Genomic DNA, 23777 nt, shown 5'->3' on the forward strand with positions numbered 1-23777 from the left:
TGGGTCAATCATACAACAGCAGCGGTGAGGCTGCTGTTGTACCGCTAAGCGTTAATTCTCATCTGTCCACATCTCCCGGATTGTTCCCCCCAAAGGCATCCTTTTTTAACGTAGATTGATTAAACATTGTCTAACTACGGTGATCTCAACCCTTTCTGATGGAGCGCGAAAGTAGAGTTATGCAGCGCGTAACACGTGCTGTTTTGGGCCTTTCTCGATTAAAAAGCCAATGCCATTCTGTGGATTACCATTGTCATTCGTCCCGTGAGGCAAATAGACGAAGAAACTACCGCACCTGATGTCATCAGATGCGGTGCCGACACGTTTACGCGTCGGACTTGATCAGCTTCAGGACATGCCCCAGACGTTCACGCTGTTTCGGCTTGATATCTCGTCCTGCGGCGTAGCCCGCATTGCGAATAATGGTTTCATTCAAACCAATTAGCCAGTCGTAAATGTAGTAGGCCGTGCTGTTGGTCGGCGTCACGGACAGACGCGTCAGACGCTGTGTCGCGCCAAAACTGCCAGCCTGCTTTTCGGGACGAGCAAAGATTTTCTGCCCTTTATTCACCCGGCTCTCTGGACGTTCCGCTTCTTTGACTCGCTGGAAGCCCAGCCAGGCGACAAAGTCGCCCAGCACGGTCAACGCACGAGAGACCTGACGGTCGGTTTTATTTTCCCGATTCAAATCCAACTGCTCTGCGTTCACCAAGACCGTCAGCAACTCTTCTTCAATTTTCAGGCGAATTCCGGCGGTGATCAGTTCTTCCACCAACATTTCAATGGTAGGCCGAGCCACACCGAGCAATTCGATAATGGCGTCGTTTTCCGGCAAATTACGCAGATGCATGATCCAATAACGATAGACGCTGCGAGCGAACTCGGCTTCGTATCCCTGACTGTCCGCAATATCTGTCTCCGGGGCCTCAGGCTCTAAGGCGTCTTTGGGGTCTTCACCAACCGGTTCATCGCTGAACAGGTCGATTTCCAGCCCCACACCAAAGGGTTCATAGCTCGCCAACGGCGCAACGGCGTCCGAATCGTCCTGATGCGCGTTGAAATTGCGCGGAGATGACTCCTGCTGTTGCATATATAGCCTGCGCAGCTCATCACGCGACGGTAACAGACGCTCCAACATCTCGCCGTGAACGCCGGTACGCGTCTGCAACGCTTTCAGCATCGACTCGGCGATTTGCTGTTTTTTCGCTGGCGCGTCCGCACCGGTAGGCTGATACCAGCTACCCAACAGATTCTCTGTCAGCTCACGCTGCAACTCGCTCAACTGTTCGTTGACGCGGTTAAGTTTCACCTCGCGGCGAACTTCCGCATCCAACCAGGCCGCCATGCGATTTACACCGCGTTTGTCCAGCGCCAGCATTGTTCCCCAAGCATCGCCGGGATTGCCGACGTAGCGTTGAACCGCTTCATCGTTGTTATGCCCATGGGTGAAACGACGGTCGAATTTGGTGACCGCCCATATTAATCCGGGTTTACGTCGGCTGCGGACCTGTGGGTTTTCACCCTGGGTATGACGCACCCAATAGTCCAGCGCTTTACCGACAGTCTTCACGTCCTGCTTACCCGCTGCGGCCGTACAGACCAGCAGCACATTCATCTCCTGACTGTCGGTATAGCGTTCCAACAGGTAGGCGCGTTTAGCATAGAGCAGGGTCTGCGCCAGCGGGTGAGGGGCGCTCCGTAACGGACGGCTGAAGTCTTCTTCTACCTCATCCGGCTCATCGTTCACCAGACTGAAACCGGGGAAGTCCAGCAAATCGACCTGTTCGAACAGCGTTTCACGCGGTGCGTTGAGCAGCGGAATTTGCAGCTCAGCCGTCAGCATCATCAGCTCCGCCAAAGACAGCTCGACGGTTTTCGCTGCACGGCCGCCCACGATAGGACGCACCTGTACGCTCATGTCGGCCGGGCTATTCAGTCGATCGAACAGTCCGGCATTCAGGATACCGCCATCGGCGTGGAGGCTTTCATCAACCAATACGGACAGCGGCGCCAACACTTTCCGCGCACTGGAGAGGTGTTGCAACGTATAGGCAAAGTAGCGGTAGGCGGCCGTGATATCAGCCTGTTCGGCCCACAACAGAGAGAATAGGCTGGCGCGATCGTCTGCGCTTAGGAAAGGCGCTAACTCCACCGCCGTCGGCCAGAACTGGCCAGCCAGGATCGTCTGACGCTTGGCGTCGTGACGCACCAGATAGTCCCACAGCGCGACCACGTCGTCACTGTCCATACCAGGCACCGGCGTAGTTTGCCGGTGCATCGCCAGCATTTTCAGGTGCTCGGCGATGTGCTGCTCATCCAGCTCTTCATTCGCCGGAGTACGCCGGTGATACAAAAAAGCATTCGCCATAATCCGCGCGATATCCGCTTCATTCAGCAATTTCAGCTGAACCGGATTCGGCGTGTTTTTACCTTCAGCCTGACGGGTAAAGCGGGTCACAAACGCCGAAGACTGGCCGGTTGGATTGAGATGCTTTTGATAGTCCAGCGTCAATCCGCCGACGCTGGTTTCCAGCCGACCGTTTTCACCCGCGGCCAGAGAGGAAATCAGGTAGGACTTGCCCACCTGTGACAGGCCGAAGAAACCCATCGCGATTTCTTTAGTCGCGGAGTCCATCAGGTCGCGCGCCTGATTACGGCTGCTGCGCAGCTTGATGCTCAGGCGATCGGCTTCCATATCCAGACGCGGTACGTTGCGCCGCGTATCGTCCAGCCAGGCTATCGCTTCGTCGATGCCCTGAGAAACGGATTGCAGCTGGCGACTGAGTCGGCTCGATAGTTGTTTGGGCGTTAGTGGTTTCATTTCTTAAAGACGCTCCCGCTATCGATCCAGTAATGAGTCATGCCCGAGCCGGTGCTGGCCAGGGTATTCAGACGGAGTTTCAGATGTTGTGGCGACACCGGTTCGCCATCGCCCAGAATCGCCTCGGCAATCTCGAAACACTCCGGCGTATCGTGGCCTTCGCCTTTGACGACGTCCAGACGCACATGCAGCACGCTGTCGCCCGCGACTTTTCTTGCCAGCTCGGGATCCACAATCGAGAGGGAGTACAGAGGAGAAGCGGGCCAGCGGTCGTTATCCAACTGACGGAAACCGAGGCACAGCGATCCGCGTACGTCGAAACCGGGCTGCTCGCGCAGGCTGAAGTCGGGGACATCCAGATCGATATCGTGGTAGTAAACATTATCCGTGGTCAACGCCTGGCTGCTGTCCAGCATTCCCAGATAACGCACGGTCGAATAAGGCTGGAAATCGCCAGCCTTGAAATAGAAGCCCGGCAGACGCAGGTCGAGCGCCAGCAGGCACAACATGGCACCCACTGCCGCAGTCGATTTCGGATTGTCGATCCGGCCGCGCTTGTTAAACGGATACCAGTCGCTGGTGTGGTAACCATCCAAAGACAGCATGCGGTTGATCGGCAGCGGTTGAAGATGGCGGAACAGGGCTTGAATACCGGGGAAGCGCGAAGGGCGTCCTGTTAACAGCAGCACGTCGCAGGCGTAAAGCGAGACGACTTCGGACATCAGACGCAGGTGCTGGGTGATGCTCATGCGGTTGGACAGGAACTCGGCGTGCAGCTTGCTTAAGCGCAGAACCAGCGGCACCTGCAAAATATCGAAGCCGACTTCTTCTTCCGGCAGCTCGCGCTGCACGCCGCTGTTGACGTAATCCAGGACTTTCTGCGTCGGCAGTTGGCTCAGCAGCTCGCCGAAGGTTGCGTCAATCTCGGCATTTAGATCCAGCGGATCGAAGTTTTCATACGCCTCCAGCACCGCCTGGCCGATCGGGATGAACAGCTGCAAGGTCACCTGCTGACGCAGCGTCAACTGACCGTCCATCCGGCCTTCGCTACCAAACAGGCGGGTCATCACGCCTTCCGGGCTGGTCATGCCGGCTTTTTTCAGCGCGGCTTGCAGCGCAGGAAGGACGTACATCTGAATGACGTCAAGCAGGATATCGTCGCCCGCGACTTTGAATCCTTCACGGAAGAGCAGACGCGGAATGATCTTCACATTGCTGCCGACGCCGTCGTCCAGCCAATACTGCGTGATAGCAAGGTCGGTCGTGCCGCCGCCTATATCAATGGAGGCGATGCGCAGCGTTTTGCCGGGCTGCTCATCGTCCGCAAGCTCTTTGTCGGGACGCGCCATGCTGGCGAAGAACGCTTCCGCTCGGCCGCCGAAATTCACCTGCGCTTCGTTATACAGGTACACCATCTGGCCGCAGGTTGCTTCGTCCCACTCCATCTGGACTTCCGGCACAGGAACGCGGCTTAGCGCTTTATCCTGCGACGTGTGGAAGTCTTCATCCGCCGGGTGCCAGCCCATGGCTTTCCATACCAGTCCGATGGCTTCATACATGCGGCGACGGAAGATCTCCCGCTCCGGCTTCGGCATTGCCGAGGGCAGGGTCAGAATGATGTTGCGCAGCTGACGCGGCGCGTTGGCGTGGATCATTTTCTGGCGCTGAGCCGCGCTATTCATCTGCATCAGCGCCTGCGCCAGCAGTTCGGACAGCATGAATGTCATGACCGCGCTGCGGCTGTAGTGGGGCGCGAATACCGGCAGTCTCTCGTCCAAAGGGAGATTAAACAGCGGCTGACCTTCGTCGTTGATCAGCATGGTCAATGGCATCGCCGTCGCCAACGGTTCCTGCTGGGCTGCGCCCACTGGCTGACCAAAACGCCAGCCGGGCATGTAAGGTTCCTCATCCCACAGATAGCGACGCGGGCTAGAGATACCGCTGGAGCCTTCCGTCCCCTGACGCTGTAGCGCCATACGACTGGCCTCGCGTCCGACACGGGTGATGGACGGCCATACAAAAGCGTCTTCGCGACCGCTTTCATACGAGAAATTCTGTTTGCCGAATTTGGCCTGTGCAAACTCCACGCGGCTGTCGAACAGCTCATTGTACTGATAGTGGGGTTCGCTCAGATCGCGGACCTGCATTTCATAAGTCTGCTTCAGACCATTGCTTTCGTCCGCATGATCTTCCACCAGAATACCGGCGGTGTGCGAGTTGCCGACATCCAGGATCAGGTCGACGTTGACGGCCGGTTCCTGCAACGTACTGGCCGTGATTTGCACCTCAGGGATTTCCAGCCGGTTGCCAAGAACGTCCAACAGATTAAGGAAATGCGCCTGATATTCGAAGTCGCGTAAACCCTGACGAATTTCATGCGGCTTGCGGCGTTCCTGTTTTGCGGCCTGCTGGGAAAAAGTCTCGCGCAGCCAGCCGTCGACCCAGGTCATATCCAGAAACTCGTACAGCTCGTCACTGTGGTAGGCCAGCGTATAGTTTCTGCCGGTATTGATATCGTTCTCGGTCGGCGCCAGCGACTCATATTCGTGGCTTTCAGGATAGACCTTGGTATCGAAGGCGAGACAGATGCGATGCGTGTTGCCGTCGTCATCCGGCTCCTCAAGCTCCAGAACCTGAACGCGCGCCCAGTTATAAGGACCGCCGAGGAACGTACGGGGCGGGTTGAAACGGAAGAACGGCAGCGGCAACCAGGCCTGGCTCAGCAGGTTCAATGATTGTTTTACCGTGAAGTTCGACTCTGGGTTTATCGCCTCCGGTAAAACATTCGTTTCGCCCGGCAGCACGAACTTGCCGTTGTTTTCGTTGTAAATCAACCGCAGGAGAGGGCCATTGGCGCTCTTGCGGATAAACCGGTTGGCAATGTCTGCCTCAGAATCAAGTTTAATCGCGAAATCAAGAAACTGGATACCGCTATTCTGAATCAGCGTAATGCGTTGTTTATAATCAGTAATGGTTGCCAGCATTATTATTTACTCTCACGCTTAATCGTCATCGGTAATATCGTATCGGCGTCAAAACGACCTTTACAGTCCGCCGCCTCAGCGCTGTCAACCCGGTTACAGATGACTTCAGGCATGCTGTAACGCGAGCCGTCGCTGCAACGCGCACGATAACGGCTGTTGATCACCAGATTGCCCGACTGATGCAGCCCGGCTTCGACGTCCGCGCGACAGGTGACTTTATCGCCATAGGTGAATCTCACGCGGCCTTTACCGTTATGGATCTGATACTTCAGCACCGGCGGTTTGCCGGTCAGCGGGTTTTTCACGATGGCGGTCGCCTGCCAGTTACCGTTCAGGAAGCGAACGGAACCAACGCGGATGGACTCCGGCGGCATGACCAGCACGCCTTTAGGCGCTGGCGTTACGTGCGCAGCGTCGCTGGCAGGTGCGTTTTCCGGCGCTTTTTCTTCAATCGCCACCGCGGGCGGGGCGACGGGCGGCATTAAGGTAGCATCGCCCAACGGCAGCCCCGCAAAGCTCAGAAGCGGAGATTCAACCGGCGAAGTCGTTGCATCCAGCACGCGTTTCTCGGGTTTGACAACCACCGTTGCAGGCGTTTTCTCTGAAGGCGGCAACGAAACACAACCACGGATCTGCATGCCTAACGTGACCAGCAAACCGGCGCAGGGGATCAGCCACCACGCACGCATCCAGACAGAACGCGCGACGGATTTCGGTTCGTCCGGCATGACGAACACCGGAGCAGGTTCAACGGGGAGGGGCTCTGGCTCAGTCGCCTGTTCAGGCTCTTGAGACTCGGGTTCAGGGGCTTCAACCGGTTCAGGCTCGGGTTCAGGGATTTTCTCGATTACAGGCGGTTCGGGCGGCGCCACGGGGCGCAAGCATTCAAGCGCATCGGCGCGGAATTTCTTACCGAGATTGACGAAGCCCCAGAAGGTAATAACCGGCCTGTCATCCACCAAATAGACATGGTTAGGGCCGGGAAACTGAATGGCTTTCGCCAGAAGGACGCCAAACAGTTTTAGCGCGGGTTTTTCGGAAGTCTGTGCCTTCTCGCTAATCTCGGCGATGGTTCGCTGGTACTGCTCCAACAATTCAAGCGCATGCTCGCGCTGTTCATCGCTCGCCGCCATCCAGGACGTCATTTTTCCTGAGATGGGCGCATACCAGTCGATGCGATCGCCTTTTTCATTGGGCTGGGGTATTGCCAGACAGTCAGCGATCGGCTGCTGTTTACGAAGACGCAGTGTTTCCCTGAGTTGCAGCGCCGAAGCGTAAACGGGCTGTCCGTTCTCTCCTAACGCCAGAAAGTCGTCCAGATTGCCACTGCGTAAAAATAGTTTTGCCACGCCAAAGAGACCTTGTGTAGTAGATGTTTCACGGCAGAAAAAGCTCGGTATATGTCTGCGCCAGCGTAAATTCTACCTTTTTGCAAGCAATTCAAACGCCAAAAGAAACGGCAAAAGGAGTAAATGCTTGCCTTATCAGCGTTAATTTTGCCCATACCAAGGGTAGTCCGTAACGCAAGGTAATGAAATGTCGAGCAGCGATCCCCTGAACCTCGGCAAAGGCCGGCCCCGCCGACGTAAGGGGAAGCGAATGGACGAAAAGAGTGCGCGGCCGCACCGGATTTGCACGATGAAACCTTTTTACTGCGGTATTCCCAGTTTGGAAAACAAACGGTTCTCTAAGCATTTCCCCCGGTGAGCCGATATCTCCGACGTCCCCAGAGGTTTCATCGCGCATTCAGTCAACACGTTACCCGTTAATCTATCTGTCTCCGCTTCCCGCGCTCTCGACAGATGGCATAGATAGTGCTTATTCCCCACTGGGTCAGCACGCGTCGTCGTACCAAAAAGGCCGGCTTCCCATCGCAGTATCGCCGTTTTTTAACGCATCCTCAGGATGTACGATGACATTGATAATCAGGGGAAATGAATAATGACAGCGCTTAGCATGCCGATTCGGGGCTCTGCCCGCACCAAGTGGATTCAAATGGTGTTGGGATTGATCTGCATGGCCTCGATATCCAGTCCGCAATACGTTTGGACCTTAATGACCAAACCGTTAACAGAGAAAATCGGCGTCAGCCTGCCTGAACTGCAAGTGACGTTTTCTCTGCTGATTATCCTGCAAACCTTCTTCTCGCCGTTTCAGGGCAAGCTGATTGACCGTTTCGGGCCACGTCTGCTGATCTCACTGGGAACGCTGTTGTCAGGACTGAGTTGGGTGCTCTCCGCACAGGTTCAAAATCTGGCGATGCTGTATCTGGTCTACGGTTGTCTGGGGGGGCTGGGAACAGGGATTGTGTACGTCGGCGTCGTAGGTTTGATGGTGCGCTGGTTCCCGCGTCATCGCGGATTCGCCGCGGGCATGGTGGCCGCAGGCTATGGCATGGGGGCAATTTTTACCACGTTCCCGATTTCAATGAGTCTGGACCAACAGGGGCTGGAGTGGACGCTGCTGGTCTTCGGAAGCATTTTCGCCGTAGTGGGCCTGCTCGCCAGCCAGGGATTGAAAGTGCCGGAGGAGGAAGACACCGCGTCACAGCCGCCCAGTAAACTGGAGCAAAGCCGTCGGCAGTTTACGTCCAAAGAGATGCTGAGGCAGCCGTTGTTCTGGCTGATGTTTCTGATGATGACGATGATGTCGACGTCCGGCCTGATGGTCACTTCGCAAATGGCGGTCTTTGCGCATGACTTCGGCATTACCAGCGCGGTCGTGTTTGGGATGGCGGCGCTGCCGCTGGCGCTGACGATTGACCGATTCACCAACGGATTGACTCGTCCTTTATTCGGCTTTATCTCTGACCGCTTCGGGCGTGAAAAGACGATGTTCATCGCCTTTGCTTTGGAAGGGTGCGCCATGACGCTCTGGCTGATGTCACGGGACAACGCATTGCTGTTCGTGCTGCTGTCGGGCGTCGTGTTCTTTGGCTGGGGGGAGATCTTCTCGCTATTTCCTTCAACGCTGACCGATACATTCGGCACGCAAAACGCCACCGCTAACTATGGCTGGTTGTATATGTCGCAGGGCATCGGCTCCATTCTGGGAGGGCCGCTGGCGGCCTTGCTGTATCAATACACGCAGGGATGGCACGTCGTCTTCGGCTGCGCGATTACGCTGGATTTTGTCACCGCGGCGCTGGCGATAGGGGTACTAAAACCTTGGCGTTCCAGGTTTATCCGCAGTCATAGCTAATGAGGCCTGCGGGGCCTACGGCTGCCTGCCCGTATGCTCTCAAAATAGTGGCTTTTGTGCCATACGCGGTGCTATCCCCCAACGCTAAGCGTGTTGATATTCTGTTTATAGGAACTCGATCGCAGTATAGTTAGAGTTAACTTTATTTTACTTTTGATTGGGTATCATGAAAAAGACCGTTGTTATGACGTTAATCCTAATAAGCTTGACGGGTTGTGTTCAGTATCAGTGGGTTAAGCCCGGCACCGACAAGCAGCAGGAGGTTATTGCTGAAACGCAATGTAAAGCGCAGGCGCTCAGGGATTTGCCACCTGACAATCAAATCTCGGGCAAGTACACATCTAAAGATGAAAAACATAAAACTATTAGTACAAGCTACTCAACGAGTGATGAAAATGAGAGTAAGCGAGACATCCTGGTGAAAGACTGCATGTATCGCAAAGGCTGGACACAGATTGAGATCCAGCATTGAGAAATAGTTGAAATTTCCTGCTGAAGATAGCCCCACATATATATGTGGGGCTTTATTAAAAATATTTATCTTTTAATCATATTGGTGATCTGACCACGGTTGATTTCATGTTTGAGACCACCCGCATCCTTATGGGTTACCAGTCCCGTAAATCAGTTGGCGCCTGACGCATTGCAGTGGGTGGACGGGACGATATCCAGGGGCAAACATGCATGATGTGATATTTGTTGAGTCTGAGTGATAACCGCTTTCTCACAGGCGTACAGGCAGTGACCGAAGACGTTGCCCCGGTCACAACCGCCGATCATCCAAATAAACCCCGCAGATAATGCGGCTCACAGCGCAAATATTGCGGCGAAACCGGTATCGTATCGCCCAGCTTAGCGGCGGCATGCCACGGCCAGCGGGGATCGAACAGTACGGCGCGGGCGAGGGCGATGAAATCCGCCTGCCCGGTTGCAATAATGGCTTCGGCCTGTTCCGCTTCGGTGATCAAGCCCACGGCAATTGTCGCGATGCTGACCGATTCGTGGATCCTGGATGCCAACGGCACCTGGTAGTTAGGGCCTACGGGGATGTCCTGTTCGGGAGCCAGGCCCCCGCTGGAGACATGGATATAATCGCAGCCTAACGCTTCCAGCTGTTTTGACAAGCTGACCGAGTCTTCAACGTTCCAGCCGCCGTCAACCCAATCGGTGGCGGAAATCCTCACGCCCACAGCGATAGAGACCGCTTCCCGGACGTCCGCGAAGACCTCCAACACCAACCGCATACGATTTTCCAACGAACCGCCATAGGCGTCGCTGCGGTGGTTGGATAGGGGGGAGAGAAACTGATGCAACAGGTAACCGTGGGCGGCATGCAGTTCAATCAGATCGAATCCCGCCTTTTCAGCCCGTTCGGCGGCAGCAACAAAATCTGCCCGCAGCTGGTGGATTTGCTCCATCGTCAGCGCCTCCGGCTGGCGGCTATCCGCATAGGCCAGCGCGGAAGGGGCCACCGTCTGCCAGCCGCCATCGGAGATGGCGACATCCGCGCCCCCTTTCCAGGGTTCCGCGGTAGAGGCCTTGCGCCCCGCATGGGCAAGCTGAATACCGAGCTTGATAGGTGAATAGCGTCGAATATTTTCTACCTGTTTCGCCAGTTCGGCGGCCTGTTCATCGTTCCAGAGCCCCAAATCTTTAGGGCTGATGCGGCCTTCGGGCTGAACCGCGGTCGCTTCCAGAATCAACAAACCGGCGCCGGATTGTGCCAGATTACCCAAGTGCATAGTGTGCCACTCGCTGGGGAACCCTTGTTCGGCGGAGTATTGGCACATTGGGGCGATGATGATGCGATTATCGAGTGTCAGCGCTCCCAATTTTGATGGGGTGAAAAGTTGGCTCATACGTTTGCCTTAGCGGTGAGAATAAAATGATGGAACCGAAATCGTTCGTTGAGTAATCAGTGTAAGCCAGAATCATCAAGGCGTCAGGGGCGATTCGGGCGAGCCCATCACAACAATAGGCCATTGACGTTCCGCGAAATCAGGCAAGATCGGTATGACTTCCTATACTTACTGTTCAGTCTCATGAACAGGAGAGAAAGCATGACCATTCACAAGAAAGGGCAAGCCCACTGGGAAGGCGATATCAAGCAGGGCAAAGGTACGGTATCGACGGAAAGCGGTGCGTTGAATCAACAGCCGTATGGTTTCAACACCCGTTTTGAAGGTAAACCAGGTACTAACCCGGAAGAGTTGATCGGTGCCGCGCATGCTGCCTGTTTTTCAATGGCGCTGTCGCTGATGCTGGGCGAAGAAGGTTTTACACCGGACAGTATTGATACCACGGCTACGGTATCGCTGGACAAAGCTAACGGCGGTTTCGCCATCACAAAAATCGCGCTGGAAAGTGCGGTCAAGGTGCCTAACATTGAAGACGCGACCTTTGACAACATCATCAAAAAAGCCAAATCCGGCTGCCCAGTTTCTCAGGTTCTGAACGCCGAGATCACACTTCAGTACAAACTTAACTAATCTCGCATCACCGTTGCCTCCGGGACGCTTCCCGGAGACAGTTGACTGACGTCCGGTTGGGCTTCAGACGACGAGAAAGAACCAAGGGAACACGACAAATAACGTCCTTGTCATCTTCAGGCACGCCTCCATCCCATTCAACACTGAGAATCGACACACCTTTTTAGTCGGTCCGCACCCGAAAATCTATCAAGTGTAATATGAGAAACCGTGTCGCCAGCGGAATCGTTAAGAACGATGACATAAAACGGCACAGCAGCGAAAAGGTGAGGGATGCTCAACTCAATGATTTACAGTAAAGGTTACATCTCGCCACAAACTCAATTTAACATAATATACATTATACGAACCAAGGGTGGGGATGGCAGAATCTGGTGGGAATCGTTGACACAGGCCGTCAACTGGCTAGTATCGATGATGATTCAAAATCATCCGTTTACTCCGAACGAATCAGAATCAAGTGTCTATCCGCAGTAAGTGAACGGCCTGACCTCACCACTCAGGCCCGTTCATCCTCGTTATTAAGCAATGAATTACAGAAGGCATGATCATGAATATGGACTTATCACATCTAGCCAAAATGACGCCATACGCAAACGGACATTTTCGAGTTGCTTTTCGGCTCAAGTAGTAGCGGATGTCTACAACTCCAGTAAGCGCTCAAGCGGCTCAAGCGGCTCAAGCGGCTCAAGCGGCTCACTTTATCATCTACAATCTTCGAACTCTGGATGATGAAGACATCCTATGAATAGAAATATCTCCCTGCTATGCCCTGTGTGCGGAAATACCGAGATGGAACACGAGGAAGAGCGTGAAGTCGTCAGATGTGTAGGCTGCGGGAAAGAATTCACTAATGATGAGTTAATCCAAGAAAACGGGGGAAGTATTGACGCCCATGTAAATGAAATAAAAAAAGAGTTGACAAAAGATATTAAAAAACAATTTAACGATATGCCCAAAAAAGCATTTAAGGGAAGTAAAAATATAAGGATTAAATAATGACAACAAGTGATGCCATCGCTTTAGCTGCGCTTGTAGTATCGATTTACACTATCATATCATCAGAAGTAAAATCGAGAAAAAGCGATATAAAACAAAAGGATATAAAGGATGAGCAAGACAAGTTACGTAAGTTGCTTCTGGAAAAAGAAACAAAGTCAGCAATCAATGAGATGAAGGCAGAGCTTGGTGCTCGTCTCGTAAAAATAGCCAGAAACAATTATAGACTAAAGATATTTAATAGAGGGAGAGTTGAAGCTAAAAATATAGATATTCATTTCCCTAATAACGATGGTAATGAATATCTTTCAATGCATGATGTAGATGATAAATTTCCATATGAGGTATTACACCCGCAACATGGAATTGAAATTTTAGCGGGGATAAGCTCTGAAAGTAAAACTAAATACCGAATAAAACTCATATGGGATGACAATTATAAAAAAAGGAATGAAGAGGAGTTTTTCATTTCTATATAAATTGGTTTTCACAATGACGTTATGCTAAGGAGGCCGCTGCGGGAGAGATCTTCGCAGCGGCCTTTTCAACATGAAAAATCAAGCTAGCAATACGCGTAATTGCTAGCTTGAAACAAACACCCATGCTCAGTGATACTTTAGTTCAACGTGAATTTCGCCACGCCTTGATTCAAGCGCTCCGCCTGCTCTTCCAGCGACGTGGCCGACGCGGACGCATCCTGCACCAACGCGGCGTTTTGCTGAGTGACATGATCCATCTCGGAAACCGCCAGAGAGACCTGATTGATACCGCTGCTTTGCTCATCGGAAGCCAGCGCGATTTCGTTCATAATACTGGTCACATTATTGATCTCGACGACAATTTCCTTCATCGCATTGCCGGCGCTGTTCGCCAGCTCCGCTCCTTCTTTCACGCCGTTCTCAGAATCTTTGATTAATCGGGTAATATCCGTCGCCGCGTTGGCGCTGCGCTGAGCCAAATTACGCACCTCGGCGGCCACAACGGCAAACCCCTTACCCTGCTCTCCCGCACGGGCGGCCTCAACCGCGGCGTTAAGCGCCAGGATGTTGGTTTGGAACGCGATGCTGTTGATCAGTGCGATAATCTCGGAAATCTTGTCCGAACTACGAGTGATATTCGCCATCGACTCAACAACCCGATCCACAATGTCCCCCCCTTCCGTCGCCTTTTTCGAGGTGTTGCCGACGACCGTTCGGGCATGGTGCGCATTGTCGGTGTTTTGCTTCACTGTCGCCGTCAGCTGTTCCATGCTTGCGGCCGTTTCGGCCAGCGCTGCTGCCTGCTGCTCGGTGCGTGCGGACAAATCGGTATTCCCGACGGCGATTTTGCTAGAGCTGCTGTAAATGGATGCAGCGCTGTCACGCACGGAAAAAACGGTGTCATAAAGCGATTGCTGCATCTGCTGTATATTCTTGCCAAGAACACCAATTTCATTTTCACCCGTCGGGATATGAGGCTGTGTTAAGTCCCCATGAGCGATGGCCTGAACACGGGACACCCAATATCGAGTAGGATTGATAATGACGCGGCGTATAATGACAAAGGTCATAAAGACGAGCACAAGCGTCAGTATGAACGAGGCGGCCATCAGAATATAACTCAGCCTAGAATTGCTTTGAGCGTTTTCGTTGATCGCCTTTTCTCTCTCGACGCGGTACAAATAAGAGGCTTTCAACGGCACATCATATTTAACGTCTAATTCATCTACGACATCAGACTCAAAATTATTAATCTCCTGAGCCGTTCCTGTTTTAGCCAGATTGAACATCGGGGTGATGCCGATGTTAATATAATCATTGTATCTGCTTTCAAGTTCGCGATCGCGGGAGAGTTCGGATTCAGCACGATTGCCACGCTTGATATAGCCATTGAACATCTGCTGAGACAGCGAAAGGCGCATCTCAGCCGCACTCATACTGGAATTGTAACGCCCCATCTGTCCATTATTTCTGCTGTTTGCGGCATGCATCAGGTTCATTCTCGCCGCACGCATATGGTTAGCACTGTCAACCAGCTCCATACGCACATTCAGTTCCCGGTTGGAATCGTCCAGGGACAATTGTCCCTGCCACAAAAAGTAAGACGCTGTACCAATGGCCACCGCGAACAAAACTAAAACGATGGAGAAAACGAGGATGAAGAGTGGAGTCAATCGTAAATTTTGCCCCCCGCGTAACGCGACTTTTTCCCTACCGGCCGCATCTCCCTCGACGGGTACCCATTCATTAAGATCATGGCTCATATTATTTTCCCATAATATTGTATATTTCGGTTTGGTTCTGGACGTTGAGTATTTCCTGAGTCAATATCGGCATTTAAATGAAGAAATTGATTTTTTCTTCCAATACAATGAAAAAAATTTATCAGCGATGGGTAGTTAGCCATTTCAATAATTACAATATGATATTTTTATATCATGAAAAATAATCCTTAGAAATAGATGCAGAATGAGGGGTCGATTTTTCTGAATACCGCGTTTTTTTCCACTATAATGACGATCCAATCCCAACGCGGAATGAGAGTTATGCCCAGATTAACCCAGAAAGACATGACAGAAAGCGAGCAACGTCAGCTCAAAACCCTACTCGACCAGGAAAGGAAGAAGCACGGCAGACCGCTGACTAACTCAGAAAACAACCATCTGAAGGACGAGTTCATCGATAAGCTGATGCGAGAAAAGGAAATTGTCGCCAAACAAGCCCGCGCAGAAAAAAAGAAAAACAAGTTTAAACCTGATACCTCCGCAACTTATCAGTGGTCTGCAAACACCCATCTTCGTGGTCACCGTTGAATGATTATTGAGTTATTCAACGCTCAATAATACTGTTTTTAATAACACAAAAATAATGCTCTTCCTTTTCAAGGGGGCGCATTATCTTAGGCCGTCTCATACTCGGACAAATAATCTTGATTAAGCCACTGTGCTGTTTTATAAACGTAGCGTTCTAAAGAACATATAAGTAGGACTTGTTAGTGTTAATATAAATAATAACGCCATTTCATCTTTATCGATATTCAACATCGGGTTTCCATTATTTTCTTAATAACTTCATATTGGACGTGAACATGAAAATTAAAACACCTCTATTAATTCCTTTATTAATATCTCTTTCGTCAACGGCATTCAATAATGCGCACGCATCCTGGGGTATCAACGATGTTTGTCAGGGCTATGCGACAGCTACCGGCTCCGGATATTCTGGCGGCGCTCTGCTATTAGATCCTATATCCAGTGACATGGAAATTACGGCATTGAATGGCAACCAGCTCAACTATAACGGCATCAACGCCGCTATGGCGGGGGCTTATCTGAAAGTGACCGGTCCTAAAGGCAGCACGACCGTGTATGTGACCGATATTTATCCCGAAGGTGGCGATTGTGCGCTAGATTTATCTTATAACGCCTTTCAGAAAATAGGCGATGTGCAGGACGGCATAATTAATATCGAATGGCAACTGGTTGAAGCTCCGGTATCAGGTAATGTCATCTACCGTATTAAGGATGGTTCAAACCCTTATTGGGCCGCCGTGCAGGTGCGCAATGCCAAATACCCTATTATCGCCATGCAGTATATGAAGGATAACAGTTGGGTCACGGCGCCAAAAATGAACTATAACCACTTCATTCTTGAGAATTTGGGAAACAAGGTCACAAAAATCAAATTCACCGATATCAAAGGGCGTCAGTTAGAAGATGTGTTGCCGCAAATGCCGGAAAGCACGTCTCAGGCCTATATGGTGATCGGCAACGTTCAATTGCCGTAATGCGCGCCAAGTGTCGGCAAACTTAAGCGTTGTTTGACCGTACACGACACTCATTCTTTGATGATGGCCAGGCAGACTCCCTGCCCGGCCATTTGTATTGCCCCTCTCGCACCGTGTGGTCGCTCGCTCAGCCTCAAAGATCTCCAGTTTTGCGTCAGACCTGAAGTCTGTGAAAAAATAGGCATCATCTTGTTCTCAAACTCATTTTGAAGCGTGTTATACGCCGGAGATTCACATTGGCCGCACTCAGCAAGGGTTTACTGGAAGAAATACTGGAAGACGTCCGTCCGTTGATTGGGCAAGGCCATGTTGCGGATTACATCCCTGCCCTGGCCAGCGTCGCGCCGGACCATCTGGGGATCGCGGTTTGCGGCGTTGATGGTTCATGCTATCAGGCGGGCGATGCCGACACGCGTTTCTCTATCCAGTCGATATCCAAGGTCCTTTCCTTGTCCTTGGCGCTCACGCGTTATCAGGACAACGAGATCTGGCGCCGCGTCGGCAAAGATCCGTCGGGACAGCCTTTCAACTCGCTAGTGCAGCTGGAACTCGAACACGGCAAACCCCGCAACCCTTTTATCAATCCCGGCGCACTGGTCGTCTGCGACATGCTGGAAACCCGACTCGCCGCTCCGCGTCATCGGATGCTGGAACTGGTGCGTTCGCTAACCGAACAGCCCGACATCGACTACGACCGCACGGTGGCGCAGTCTGAATTCGAACATTCCGCTCGCAATGCCGCGATCGCCTGGCTAATGAAATCTTTCGGCAACTTCGATAACGACGTTCCCAAGGTACTGCAAACCTACTTTCACTACTGTTCACTCTCGATGAGCTGTGCCGAACTCGCGCGCTGCTTCCTTTTTCTCGCCAGTCATGGACGTTCACAGGGCAATACGCCCGCATTACTGTCTTCGCGTCAGACGCGTCAGGTGAATGCATTACTCATTACCAGCGGCATGTACGACGGCGCCGGTGAGTTTGCCTGGCGGGTGGGAATGCCCGCGAAGTCAGGCGTCGGCGGGGGCATCGTCGCCATCGTGCCGGGAGAAATGAGTATTGCTGTATGGTCGCCGGAGCTGGATGCATCCGGGAACTCGCTCGCGGGTATCGCCGCGCTTGAACGGCTGTCAGAACGCCTCGAGTGGTCGATTTTCTAGCATCAACTATGCAGGCCGACGACGTCTTCTCCTGACGCCCTGGGCCACAATGTTCAACTTAAATTCAGGGAGTCTTAATGAAAAACCAGTCTTATGTCACCTATAACCGCGAAGATACCGCCCGATTACTTAGCTTTTCTGCGCTGGTTGATGCGATTGCCCACGCCGCGGAAGAGTATGCGACAGGCGGGATCCTCAGCCCTGAGCGACTGGTGGTTCCCCTGTCGGAAAGCGCGGTCATGCTGAGCATGCCGGCCGTCAGCCATGATGTGGCTATCCACAAACTGGTGAACGTCGTCCCGGATAACAAAAGCCGTCACATCCCTACCATCCACGGGTTAGTCACGGTATTCGACGCACAGACCGGCGCTCCACTCTTCGTGCTCGACGGGCCGGAAGTCACCGGGCGTCGCACCGCCGCCGTATCCATGCTTGGGATTCGTACCTTTATGCAGGCGGCTCCTGAGGAAATTCTGCTCATCGGCACCGGCACGCAGGCGGTTTATCATCTGCAAGCCATTGCCGACCTGTATCCAAACTGCAAGGTGTGGGTCCGGGGATCCCGTCCCGGACGCGCTGAAGCCTTCTGCGAACAGCACGCGTCTCTTCATCCCTCGCTTGCCCCCTGCGAATTCGATGCACTCCCGGAGAGCGCCAACGTCGTCATCACCCTCACGACCAGTACTTCCGCGTTTTACCATGCGGATGCGCGTCCGGATGTGTTGGTCATCGGCGTCGGCGCCTTCAAACCGAACATGGCGGAAATCGGTTCCCGCACGCTGGCAGGGAGCGATATCTACGTTGACGACCCCGAGGGCGCAAAACAAGAAGCCGGCGATTTGCTTCAGGCTGGCGTGGATTGGGCCTCCGTCCGATCGCTGATTAGCGCCTTACGTGATGAACCGGCGACAAGACGGCCGATCGTGTACAAAACGGTGGGTACGGGGGCGTGGGATCTGGCGGCGGGTCGCGTCGCCCGCGCCGCGCTGGGAATTTAAATCTGCCTCCCCCTCTCCCTGCTACCGGCAGGGAGACTCGGCTGCGGCTCATCAAGTTGCACAAATGGAAATACGTGCATACGCTTAGTGAAGCGTGAAATGCAGCGGCCGAACTCATCGTTCTGATTTTAAGACTATTTTCTACTGTCAACGCTGCGTCCCTACACCTGCCAGAGTAACCCTGTTATGTCCCCCTATCATCATTAACGGAGGTCAAATGCCTGAATGTGCTGCTGAATGGGTGATATTTACCGATCTGGATGGTTCGCTGCTGGACCATGACACTTATCGCTGGGACCCTGCGTTGCCGTGGCTGGCACGCCTGCGGGTCGCACAGGTGCCGGTAATTATTACCACCAGTAAAACGGCCGCCGAAGTGGCGCCGCTGCAACATTCTTTGGGGCTTGGCGACATCCCGTTCATCGCCGAAAACGGCGCTTTGGTGACGCTTCCCGCGTCCTGGGAGAATCATCCTGATTTCCCTCGCAAAATCTTTAGCGCTGACTACCTGAGTCTCTGTCGAATATTAAACCGTTTGCGAACCGAATATGCGTTTGATTTTAGAGGGTTTTCAGATATGACGGACGCCGAGGTAGCCGATATAACAGGGCTGCATATGAGCGATGCGGCACTTGCACGGCGCCGGGAAGGTTCAGAACCATTGATATGGTTAGGCAATGACGTTGAACTGGAGCGCTTTGCCGCTTGTCTCAAGCCCTACCAGCTCGCGATAACTCAGGGTGGCCGCTTCTACCATGTAATGGGCAAATCCGTCAGTAAAGGCCATGCGGTGGGATGGCTGACGAAGCAATATCAATTACGGACCGGAACTACCATAACCACTGTGGGACTGGGAGACGGACCGAATGACGGCTCCCTGTTGGAGGCCACTCAGCACGCCGTCATCATTAAAGGTGCCGTGAGCGACAAAGTGACATTGTCACCTAAATATCGAGGTGAAGTCTACCACACGGAATGCCCAGGGCCACGGGGCTGGAGTGAAGGCCTCAGCCACTACCTCGGTCAAATCATAGCTGATTAATTAAACGGTTTATCGTTAAGGGAGCGTGAAGGCATGAGCGATTTTTATCAGGATGGCATCATCACCAACTTTCATAACCTGACTCAGCGTAGCGTAGAAGAGTTGGAATACGATCTTCAGGTGTTTTCAGGCCAAAACAGCATGGGTCTGATTTTGCCTTCGCTTTTTTCAGAGCTTGAGGGCCCGGCCCTCGGCAACATTGTGGACATGTTGGCGCAAGTGCCGTATCTGGGAGAAATCGTTATCGGGCTAGACCGAGCCGATCGCGATCAGTATCAGTTTGCTCATTCATTCTTCTCGCGACTGCCTCAGCGCCACCGGATTTTATGGAATGACGGTCCGCGCTTGACTAAATTGAGTCAGGAACTCGCTGAAAAGGGGCTGGCGCCGATGGAACCGGGCAAAGGCCGTAACGTCTGGTTCTGCGTGGGCTACATTCTGGCGTCTCGCCGCTCGTCCTGTATCGCGCTGCATGATTGTGACATTGTCACCTATGACCGCCATATGTTGGCCCGCCTGCTCTATCCCATCGCCAACCCTCACTTCCACTACGACTTCTGCAAGGGCTACTACGCCCGCGTCGCCGAAGGCAAACTGAATGGACGCGTTGGCCGCCTGCTGGTGTTTCCTCTGCTCAAATCGCTGCAAAATGTGTATGGCAACTCGGATTTTCTGGAATATATGCGCAGCTTCCGTTATCCGCTCTCCGGCGAGTTTGCGATGCGCAGCCACGTCTTGCGCAACCTGAGGATCCCAAGCGACTGGGGACTGGAAATTGGCGTTCTGTCGGAGATTCATCGCGGCACGGCGACCAGCCGTATTTGTCAGGTGGATATCGCGGACAACTACGACCACAAACATCAGCCGATGTCGGAAAACGATCCGAACGCCGGACTACAGCGTATGGCAATGGACATCACCAAAGCGCTCTACCGTAAATTGGCGATTCAGGGGGTGAATATCACCACCGACTCCTTCCGTGTGCTGCGCGCAACCTACTATCGTACGGCTTTGGACATGATCGATTCGTTCGAGCATGACGCCCGCATGAACGGTTTGCATTTCGACCGTCATACGGAAGAGTCCGCGGTGGAGCTGTTTGCCGATGTCATCACGCAGTCGGGTCAGGTCTTTAGCGAAAGCCCCGGAGACAAGCCGTTCGTCCCCAGCTGGAACCGTGTGCAGTCCGCGTTTCCGGATGTATTGGAACGCCTATACGAAGCGGTGGAAGCCGACCGTCAGGATATAGCCTCCGAATGACACGTTAGGTTAAGGGAGTTGGCGGTGGGTCCTACCGCTTGGCCGCCGCCTTCTGCGTCGCGGCTCGCAGCCATGCAATAAACGCGACCTGGTCACGAGGGACGTCCGCGCACCGTTCAGGCGGCGCGACGTCGGGAGAACCACACACTCGGTTCAGGCAAGCGCCAGTAAATATAACTTGTTGTTGATAATGCATATTGACTGAAGAAGAAACGGGTTGTCAGAACACCTTAAATCGCCCGTCTTTGCCCTCGGTTTGTCGCCCTGAGTTGCAATATCCCCCCTATCGACCATGATTGGAATGACCATGACCATCGCGCAGTAAAGAGGAACTGACATGATTATTTTTATTACTGGAGCCACCGCTGGATTCGGTGAGGCAATCACCCGACGTTTCATCAAGGAAGGCCACCGGGTTATCGCCTGCGGTCGCCGCCAAGAGCGTCTGGATGTGTTGAAAGAGGAGTTTGGCGACTCGCTGCATACGCTCCGTCTGGACGTACGCCATCAGCGGTCCATTGATCAGGCCATCACATCCTTGCCTGCCGCGTGGCGCAAGATCGACGTGTTGGTGAATAATGCCGGGCTGGCGCTGGGGCTGGAGCCTGCGCAGCAGGCCTACGTCAACGACTGGGAAACCATGATCGATACCAACAACAAAGGCCTGGTGTTCGTGACTCGCGCCCTGTTGCCGGAAATGGTGAACAAAAACGCCGGTCACATCATCAACATCGGCTCTACCGCCGGTAACTGGCCTTATGCCGGCGGCAACGTCTACGGCGCGACGAAAGCATTCGTACGCCAGTTCAGTTTAGGGCTGCGCGCGGACCTTTACGGTAGCCGGGTTCGCGTCACCAATCTGGAACCGGGGCTGGTGGGCGGCACGGAATTCTCCGGCATCCGCTTCAAAGGCAACGAAGACAAGGTTCAGCAGACCTACGACAAAACCAACCCGCTGCAGCCGGAAGACGTCGCCGAGGCGGTATTCTGGGTGGCGACGCTGCCGGAGCACGTCAATATTAATACGATGGAAATGATGCCGGTCAGCCAGACCTACGCAGGGCTGAAGGTTTATCGCGACGAGTAACCGACGTTGTAATGAGCACCGCTAGTGAAATAAAAACGGGAAGGCGATCTCACGAGCGCTTCCCTTTTATACTTCACGGAGTTTGACATCACCGACGCGATGCGTCGTCGCCGTCAGGGCGTTGAGCGCCGCTCGCTGACTTGCTGGCCGACGCCGCCCGCAGGACATCGCTCATCCTTAGGATTTTCCAAGGCCGAAGTCACCTGAACCACCATCACCTTGGCAGGTTCTTTACCCACCGCCCCCGACATATGGCCGACTTTATTGCCGAACGTTCCGGCATTTTTGTCATAGCCAAAGGATATTTCTCCCGGCCCCATTTCTACCCGTTTGCCATCCATCGTCTGAACAAACCAACGCCCCGATAGCGGGATAATCCACTGCGGGGATGGGTTCTTATGCCAGGGACCAACCCAGCCTACCGGCATAATGTTAAAGACATAACGCGACGTGAGCAGATCCTCTTGAGACACCCATTCGGGATCGCCTTTTGCGCTGAATTGTTCAAGTTTCAACGTATCCAACTGACACTTCGCCTGATGAGAAATGCCCGCTTTATCGACCCAGACGCTCCAATAAGGGATCGTATTGCGGATATCCGACGCCTGCGCCTGACTCAGGCCCGCGACCAGTAGCAAGGGAAAAAGAAGACGTCGATTATATATCCAGTGTCTTAACATATTTCCCCCTTCATTATGTAGAAGCTGCCATCCACCATCGTGTAAAACGCACGTGAGTTTTTTTTTCACAACATTATCGCGATGAATCCCCGTCGACTTATCGTCCTCCTGCCCGTCAATCAGAGAGTCATCAACCGGCAATGACTCCCATTGAAAGGGGATATTCATAACCGTTCCCGCCCTATCGCCGGCACTCAACTCGGCGGTCACCTTGTCGCTCGCCTCAGAATAGGTATTTTTCATCACGAGCTGCGGACTGAACGTGTTCACGAAAGACGAACCTGCGTAGGGAAATATTTCTTTAGTACTCATCAGACCTCCTGAAACCAAGAAATGGCAGCGCAAGTCGCTGTCGACAAGTATCAGTATAGTTTGAGCGGCTACTAGTCCAGTCCGACCACACGCGATTGACGTGGATGCCCGGTCGGTTATAGTTTCGTTGTCACAGACAACGTTATTGTTTTGGCATCACGGCGAGAATCGCGTTGGCACATACCGAATTCAGGGTGAAACATGAACACAAAATCATACCCATCAGCACTGCGTTTTATTATTCCGCTGTCACTGTTGTTGGCCACGGTGAGTTCGCTCCCCGCTCACGCGCAGACGGAGCATATTATTGTGGATAACGGCAACAGCGCGTTATCCAAGGAAACGGCTCGCCAGAGCAAGGAGCAGTGGGACGAAACCCAGCGACTTCGTAAGAAAGTGAATCAGCGGGTCGAGAAAGAGTTTGATAAGACGGCAAACGCGATTGACGGTAGGGAACGATGCACGACTAGCGCCAACGTCAACGCCTATTGGGAACCCAACACGTCCCGCTGTCTTGACCGCCGTACCGGCCGCACTGTCATGCCGTAACTTTTCGTCTACGCTTGTAGGGAGTTCCGACCCTTGTCCCGGCATCCAACCGGGCAGTCGTTAGGTTTCTTTGAACAAAGGTGATGAAATGAAAAAAACGATAATGTTGAGTGCCGCGCTTTTCGTGATTGCCCCCCTGGCAGCACAGGCATCGTGTGAAAGCGTTCGTGACGCTATCTCACACAAAATCATCCAGAACGGCGTACCGGAATCTGGCTTCAAGCTGGATATCGTTCCTAACGATCAGGTAGGTCAAGCTGGCGGACAAGTTGTCGGTCATTGCGAAAACGACTCGCAAAAGATTGTTTATACCCGCTTTGCGGAGGGTGACGCCCCTACGGAAAGCACGCCTACAGCGCACGCCCCGCAATAAATCAGACCCTAGTTTACCGCGTCCCGCGAAATCAACCTCGCGGGACGCGTTCTTCGC

At 53.2% G+C, this 23777-nt stretch carries 21 protein-coding genes; 14 read left to right on the forward strand and 7 right to left on the reverse strand.

From position 1 onward, the window contains the following. Positions 1 to 325: 325 nt before the first annotated feature. From BLU64_RS03980 to BLU64_RS17375, 4 genes are all read right to left on the reverse strand, one after another. Positions 326 to 2821, reverse strand: a complete 2496-nt coding sequence (locus BLU64_RS03980; RefSeq protein ID WP_074727957.1) for a putative virulence factor — start codon at positions 2819 to 2821, stop codon at positions 326 to 328. Continuing rightward, positions 2818 to 5805: a virulence factor SrfB gene (locus BLU64_RS03985; protein ID WP_074727958.1), complete on the reverse strand. Its 2988-nt coding sequence runs from the start codon at positions 5803 to 5805 to the stop codon at positions 2818 to 2820. Before BLU64_RS03985 ends, BLU64_RS03980 begins: the two co-directional genes overlap by 4 nt. A 2-nt stretch (positions 5806 to 5807) precedes the next feature. Further along, positions 5808 to 7154, reverse strand: coding sequence for an SrfA family protein (locus BLU64_RS03990; protein ID WP_026742519.1), 1347 nt, complete (start codon positions 7152 to 7154; stop codon positions 5808 to 5810). Positions 7155 to 7245: 91 nt separating this feature from the next. Continuing rightward, positions 7246 to 7551, reverse strand: coding sequence for a hypothetical protein (locus BLU64_RS17375; protein ID WP_157755370.1), 306 nt, complete (start codon positions 7549 to 7551; stop codon positions 7246 to 7248). Positions 7552 to 7746: 195 nt separating this feature from the next. On the opposite strand from BLU64_RS17375, the gene oxlT reads away from it, so the two are divergent. Both oxlT and BLU64_RS04000 read left to right on the forward strand, forming a co-directional pair. After that, positions 7747 to 9006 carry an oxalate/formate MFS antiporter gene (gene oxlT / locus BLU64_RS03995; RefSeq protein ID WP_026742520.1) on the forward strand — a complete coding sequence of 420 codons (1260 nt, stop codon included), beginning with the start codon at positions 7747 to 7749 and terminating at the stop codon, positions 9004 to 9006. Positions 9007 to 9172: 166 nt separating this feature from the next. Next, positions 9173 to 9478 (forward strand): hypothetical protein, encoded by a 306-nt coding sequence (locus BLU64_RS04000; protein ID WP_026740107.1) that lies wholly within the window; start codon positions 9173 to 9175, stop codon positions 9476 to 9478. Positions 9479 to 9782: 304 nt separating this feature from the next. Here the strand turns inward: BLU64_RS04000 and BLU64_RS04005 are convergent, their stop codons facing one another. Further along, positions 9783 to 10865 (reverse strand): NADH:flavin oxidoreductase/NADH oxidase, encoded by a 1083-nt coding sequence (locus tag BLU64_RS04005; RefSeq protein WP_026742521.1) that lies wholly within the window; start codon positions 10863 to 10865, stop codon positions 9783 to 9785. A 201-nt stretch (positions 10866 to 11066) separates the two neighbouring features. Here BLU64_RS04005 and BLU64_RS04010 point away from each other — a divergent pair, with 201 nt between their 5' ends. The 3 genes from BLU64_RS04010 (at position 11067) to BLU64_RS04020 (ending at position 12973) form a co-directional block, all read left to right on the forward strand. After that, positions 11067 to 11495, forward strand: coding sequence for an OsmC family protein (locus BLU64_RS04010; protein WP_026742522.1), 429 nt, complete (start codon positions 11067 to 11069; stop codon positions 11493 to 11495). Positions 11496 to 12239: 744 nt separating this feature from the next. Continuing rightward, the gene (locus BLU64_RS04015) at positions 12240 to 12494 is read left to right on the forward strand and encodes an ECs_2282 family putative zinc-binding protein (RefSeq protein WP_026742523.1); all 255 of its coding nucleotides are present in this window, start codon (positions 12240 to 12242) and stop codon (positions 12492 to 12494) included. Then, on the forward strand, positions 12494 to 12973 hold the full coding sequence (locus BLU64_RS04020; protein ID WP_026742524.1) for a hypothetical protein: 480 nt from the start codon (positions 12494 to 12496) through the stop codon (positions 12971 to 12973). Before BLU64_RS04015 ends, BLU64_RS04020 begins: the two co-directional genes overlap by 1 nt. A gap of 137 nt (positions 12974 to 13110) precedes the next feature. Here BLU64_RS04020 and BLU64_RS04025 read toward each other — a convergent pair whose 3' ends face one another. Beyond that, entirely contained in the window at positions 13111 to 14736 is a 1626-nt protein-coding gene (locus BLU64_RS04025; RefSeq protein WP_081825700.1) for a methyl-accepting chemotaxis protein, read from the reverse strand. Between the two features lie 282 nt (positions 14737 to 15018). Here BLU64_RS04025 and BLU64_RS04030 point away from each other — a divergent pair, with 282 nt between their 5' ends. The 7 genes from BLU64_RS04030 (at position 15019) to ydfG (ending at position 21806) form a co-directional block, all read left to right on the forward strand. Next, complete coding sequence (locus BLU64_RS04030; protein WP_026742525.1) at positions 15019 to 15285, forward strand: YjbD family protein; 267 nt, start codon at positions 15019 to 15021, stop codon at positions 15283 to 15285. 275 nt (positions 15286 to 15560) lie between these two features. After that, entirely contained in the window at positions 15561 to 16259 is a 699-nt protein-coding gene (locus BLU64_RS04035) for an expansin EXLX1 family cellulose-binding protein (RefSeq protein ID WP_026742526.1), read from the forward strand. 236 nt (positions 16260 to 16495) lie between these two features. Next, positions 16496 to 17419, forward strand: a complete 924-nt coding sequence (gene glsB, locus BLU64_RS04040; RefSeq protein ID WP_074727960.1) for a glutaminase B — start codon at positions 16496 to 16498, stop codon at positions 17417 to 17419. 77 nt (positions 17420 to 17496) lie between these two features. After that, positions 17497 to 18417, forward strand: coding sequence for a bifunctional Delta(1)-pyrroline-2-carboxylate/Delta(1)-piperideine-2-carboxylate reductase (lhpI, locus tag BLU64_RS04045; RefSeq protein ID WP_026742528.1), 921 nt, complete (start codon positions 17497 to 17499; stop codon positions 18415 to 18417). Positions 18418 to 18634: 217 nt separating this feature from the next. Beyond that, on the forward strand, positions 18635 to 19459 hold the full coding sequence (locus tag BLU64_RS04050; RefSeq protein ID WP_026742529.1) for a mannosyl-3-phosphoglycerate phosphatase-related protein: 825 nt from the start codon (positions 18635 to 18637) through the stop codon (positions 19457 to 19459). A gap of 33 nt (positions 19460 to 19492) precedes the next feature. Then, positions 19493 to 20719, forward strand: coding sequence for a glycosyltransferase family protein (locus tag BLU64_RS04055; protein ID WP_026742530.1), 1227 nt, complete (start codon positions 19493 to 19495; stop codon positions 20717 to 20719). A 337-nt stretch (positions 20720 to 21056) separates the two neighbouring features. Beyond that, positions 21057 to 21806, forward strand: a complete 750-nt coding sequence (gene ydfG / locus BLU64_RS04065; protein ID WP_026740123.1) for a bifunctional NADP-dependent 3-hydroxy acid dehydrogenase/3-hydroxypropionate dehydrogenase YdfG — start codon at positions 21057 to 21059, stop codon at positions 21804 to 21806. 113 nt (positions 21807 to 21919) lie between these two features. Here the strand turns inward: ydfG and BLU64_RS17480 are convergent, their stop codons facing one another. Next, the gene (locus BLU64_RS17480; RefSeq protein ID WP_200873750.1) at positions 21920 to 22798 is read right to left on the reverse strand and encodes a cupin domain-containing protein; all 879 of its coding nucleotides are present in this window, start codon (positions 22796 to 22798) and stop codon (positions 21920 to 21922) included. A 201-nt stretch (positions 22799 to 22999) separates the two neighbouring features. Between BLU64_RS17480 and BLU64_RS04075 the strand changes: the two genes are divergently transcribed. After that, the gene (locus tag BLU64_RS04075) at positions 23000 to 23347 is read left to right on the forward strand and encodes a DUF1283 family protein (RefSeq protein ID WP_026742532.1); all 348 of its coding nucleotides are present in this window, start codon (positions 23000 to 23002) and stop codon (positions 23345 to 23347) included. A gap of 88 nt (positions 23348 to 23435) precedes the next feature. Beyond that, positions 23436 to 23720, forward strand: coding sequence for a DUF1161 domain-containing protein (locus BLU64_RS04080; protein ID WP_026742533.1), 285 nt, complete (start codon positions 23436 to 23438; stop codon positions 23718 to 23720). Positions 23721 to 23777: the final 57 nt, after the last annotated feature.

It is taken from the genome of Lonsdalea quercina (genome assembly GCF_900107885.1).
Classification (GTDB): Bacteria; Pseudomonadota; Gammaproteobacteria; order Enterobacterales; family Enterobacteriaceae; genus Lonsdalea; species Lonsdalea quercina.

Excerpts from the sequence above, each read along its gene's own strand:
- BLU64_RS04050 (WP_026742529.1), top strand. The coding sequence starts at position 18,635 with ATGCCTGAATGTGCTGCTGAATGGGTGATATTTACCGATCTGGATGGT.
- BLU64_RS04035 (WP_026742526.1), top strand. The coding sequence starts at position 15,561 with ATGAAAATTAAAACACCTCTATTAATTCCTTTATTAATATCTCTTTCG.
- BLU64_RS17480 (WP_200873750.1), bottom strand. The coding sequence starts at position 22,798 with ATGAGTACTAAAGAAATATTTCCCTACGCAGGTTCGTCTTTCGTGAAC.
- BLU64_RS04030 (WP_026742525.1), top strand. The coding sequence starts at position 15,019 with ATGCCCAGATTAACCCAGAAAGACATGACAGAAAGCGAGCAACGTCAG.
- BLU64_RS04025 (WP_081825700.1), bottom strand. The coding sequence starts at position 14,736 with ATGAGCCATGATCTTAATGAATGGGTACCCGTCGAGGGAGATGCGGCC.
- oxlT (WP_026742520.1), top strand. The coding sequence starts at position 7,747 with ATGACAGCGCTTAGCATGCCGATTCGGGGCTCTGCCCGCACCAAGTGG.
- ydfG (WP_026740123.1), top strand. The coding sequence starts at position 21,057 with ATGATTATTTTTATTACTGGAGCCACCGCTGGATTCGGTGAGGCAATC.
- BLU64_RS04000 (WP_026740107.1), top strand. The coding sequence starts at position 9,173 with ATGAAAAAGACCGTTGTTATGACGTTAATCCTAATAAGCTTGACGGGT.
- BLU64_RS04010 (WP_026742522.1), top strand. The coding sequence starts at position 11,067 with ATGACCATTCACAAGAAAGGGCAAGCCCACTGGGAAGGCGATATCAAG.
- BLU64_RS03980 (WP_074727957.1), bottom strand. The coding sequence starts at position 2,821 with ATGAAACCACTAACGCCCAAACAACTATCGAGCCGACTCAGTCGCCAG.
- BLU64_RS04005 (WP_026742521.1), bottom strand. The coding sequence starts at position 10,865 with ATGAGCCAACTTTTCACCCCATCAAAATTGGGAGCGCTGACACTCGAT.
- lhpI (WP_026742528.1), top strand. The coding sequence starts at position 17,497 with ATGAAAAACCAGTCTTATGTCACCTATAACCGCGAAGATACCGCCCGA.
- BLU64_RS04075 (WP_026742532.1), top strand. The coding sequence starts at position 23,000 with ATGAACACAAAATCATACCCATCAGCACTGCGTTTTATTATTCCGCTG.
- BLU64_RS04055 (WP_026742530.1), top strand. The coding sequence starts at position 19,493 with ATGAGCGATTTTTATCAGGATGGCATCATCACCAACTTTCATAACCTG.
- BLU64_RS04015 (WP_026742523.1), top strand. The coding sequence starts at position 12,240 with ATGAATAGAAATATCTCCCTGCTATGCCCTGTGTGCGGAAATACCGAG.
- BLU64_RS04020 (WP_026742524.1), top strand. The coding sequence starts at position 12,494 with ATGACAACAAGTGATGCCATCGCTTTAGCTGCGCTTGTAGTATCGATT.
- BLU64_RS03985 (WP_074727958.1), bottom strand. The coding sequence starts at position 5,805 with ATGCTGGCAACCATTACTGATTATAAACAACGCATTACGCTGATTCAG.
- BLU64_RS17375 (WP_157755370.1), bottom strand. The coding sequence starts at position 7,551 with ATGCGCGATGAAACCTCTGGGGACGTCGGAGATATCGGCTCACCGGGG.
- BLU64_RS04080 (WP_026742533.1), top strand. The coding sequence starts at position 23,436 with ATGAAAAAAACGATAATGTTGAGTGCCGCGCTTTTCGTGATTGCCCCC.